3 protein-coding genes are annotated in these 2,398 nt (G+C 36.7%); all 3 read right to left on the reverse strand.

The genetic code is table 11. The features are described 5' to 3' along the window. Positions 1–234: 234 nt before the first annotated feature. Positions 235–570 carry a hypothetical protein gene (locus EDI28_RS25540; protein ID WP_128786657.1) on the reverse strand — a complete coding sequence of 112 codons (336 nt, stop codon included), beginning with the start codon at positions 568–570 and terminating at the stop codon, positions 235–237. Between the two features lie 3 nt (positions 571–573). Continuing rightward, the gene (locus EDI28_RS25545) at positions 574–1,101 is read right to left on the reverse strand and encodes a hypothetical protein (protein ID WP_233353516.1); all 528 of its coding nucleotides are present in this window, start codon (positions 1,099–1,101) and stop codon (positions 574–576) included. A 349-nt stretch (positions 1,102–1,450) separates the two neighbouring features. Beyond that, a complete protein-coding gene (locus tag EDI28_RS25555; protein ID WP_164918631.1) occupies positions 1,451–1,927 on the reverse strand; it encodes a GNAT family N-acetyltransferase in 477 nt (158 codons plus the stop codon). Positions 1,928–2,398 lie beyond the last annotated feature (471 nt).

The raw sequence follows: 2,398 nt of genomic DNA on the forward strand, positions 1-2,398 counted from the left end.
GTCTATTTTCTTTGAAAGCATCCAGCACCATAACAAAGCAGGAAAACTTCAATATGCTAGCGACTAAGAACGACCCGAGTAGCAAGAAAACGATCGCCACGTTGCCTGTACGCCCCTGCGCCATAACGCCTGCAATAAGGTGCCCCACACTGAGCTACCAAAACACACCGAACTTCATACCAAAACCGCCGAGTCAAACGGGTCACCTTGATTGCCTTGTTAGTTTTCTCGCATTCAAATCACCTTAAACCGAGAAAGCAAAATGATTGAAAGTAAAGCAACCAGAAATGCACTTGCAAACTCTAGGGCAGTAATTGATGTTAATGGACTTAGCTCTACAATTAAATATGATGTTATTGAATAAGAAAGCCCAGATATGACACTTAGAATATATTTCTCTTTTGATAACCCTCTCTCAACACCAGATATTCTACTCGCAACAAATGCGCTAACAACTAACACCAGTAGATTATTTGCATATAATGGCTTGAGCGAAAATAAGTCATTTATATAAATTCCAGCAACAATTAGTATGCAGTAAAACAGCAAATAGGAGAAGCTCAACTTCATGAATTACTTCCTTCGTTCCAATTCGCCTGCATATTTTTGTGTTTCTTTATAAGAAAACTCATGAATACCTATTAAAGCAATTGATACGATAAGAACGACTACGTTTCCAGTACTTGCACCTTGCTTAATAATACTCCAAGCTGATCCACCGACTCCATATGCTCCTGGATTAGCACCTAGAAGACTTGACCATCGATTAAAATCATTGTGGAGCTGTAATACTTCCTTTAGTTCACTAGTAGTTAAAGACCACTCACCCCATTGCGGATTAACTAACACATCAGTACATTTTGTTATTAGTCTACTTTTTAAATGACCAGATGAAAGCCTCGAAATCAATCGCATAACCTGCTGTTTTGATTGATTATCTAAGCTTCGATAAAGTATTGTTCCAGCCATTGACTGTGCAATCAACAGAGGATCACCTTGGATATGATGCTTTGGAATATTTAACACAGATGCAAGCTTATAAAGTGCTTCCGTATTAGACTTTGGTAGTTCATATTTTAATTGTTTTACAAAATTAGTCATTTATTATCCTCCATTGTTGTCATTGAATCAGACGATAATATATGACTATTCTATTGACATATTTGAACTTAGCAAAAATGCGACTAATTTCACAAGAGAACTAACGCCTGCAATAAGGTGTGCCCCACCGAACCAGCAAAGCACACAAAACTCCGAACCAAAACTGCCGAGTGTAACGCATCACCTTGATTGCCTTGTTATATTTCACGTTACACCGTGAATCAGGTCGACCTAAGTAGCCACTTCAAAGTCCTGTCCTAAGAGGCATTAATGAAAACCCCATACAGAATTAATGATTGCATGGGGTTTATGGTTAGATATTGTATTTATGCCTTATTCTCATCTTGGATTAATTTAAACCAAAATATTGCCTTGCATCTAAATACTGACGTGCAGCACCGATAACATCATTGACTTCAGCCGACTCATATAACGTGTTTCTGGCAGACCTTTTTGAATGCATAGTGTAATAATCATTGTTCTCTGAACTTTTTATCGGTTTTACAAACCCACATTTTTTATAAAAGCTTATTAAACTTTTCTCACATGACAATGTAATACCAGAGCTCTCATTGAACTTATTGCAAATATGGGTCATTAGGTATGTACCTACCTTTTTTCCACGATAATTTTCTACTACTACAAAAAACTCCAGCCTCGCAGCTCCCCGGTCTTTTGCAGCATCTTTTATGTAACCTAACGAAATTATCTGTCCGTTTTCCGAGCCAACGACAAAACAACCTCTATTGGTTTGAAACGTCGACAAAATAGATAAGTAATATTTCGGCTTATCATGTTCATTGATATTTATCTTTTCTAATGACATTAATGTTAACCTAGCAAACGTATCAAACATGTCCTTGTTAACATCATTAATGCGACAATAGAACAACTTAACATCAATATTACAATTACTCATACTTTCAACACTTTCACACTCAGGAATCGTAATTATATCTAATTTAGTAAAATAGATCCCTTGAGAAAGCCATTTACTTAACTGTAAATATCAAAGCCTCTCATTTGAAATACGATTAAAGCCAGTGATATGAAGATATATACGACAAGGATGTGCATTTATTGATACGTAATTCTATAGATGAAAGTTCAGCTAGTTATCAAAACGCTCCTCTAATCTAAATATGAAATATAACGCCTGGGATAAGGTGCGCCACGATGAACTCACCAAATCCACGAAACTCCAAACCAAAAATGCCGAGTCAAACGAGTCACCTTGATACCTTTGTTATGCAACTCCATCCATTAATACGATCATACTTGGCCGAAAGTCTTTCCA

Origin of the sequence: Photobacterium chitinilyticum, from assembly GCF_004104355.1 — a bacterium.
Classification (GTDB): Bacteria; Pseudomonadota; Gammaproteobacteria; order Enterobacterales; family Vibrionaceae; genus Photobacterium; species Photobacterium chitinilyticum.

What these genes read in the sequence shown, in the direction of transcription:
- EDI28_RS25555 (WP_164918631.1), bottom strand. Translation starts at nt 1,927, where the DNA reads ATGTCATTAGAAAAGATAAATATCAATGAACATGATAAGCCGAAATAT.
- EDI28_RS25540 (WP_128786657.1), bottom strand. Translation starts at nt 570, where the DNA reads ATGAAGTTGAGCTTCTCCTATTTGCTGTTTTACTGCATACTAATTGTT.
- EDI28_RS25545 (WP_233353516.1), bottom strand. Translation starts at nt 1,101, where the DNA reads ATGACTAATTTTGTAAAACAATTAAAATATGAACTACCAAAGTCTAAT.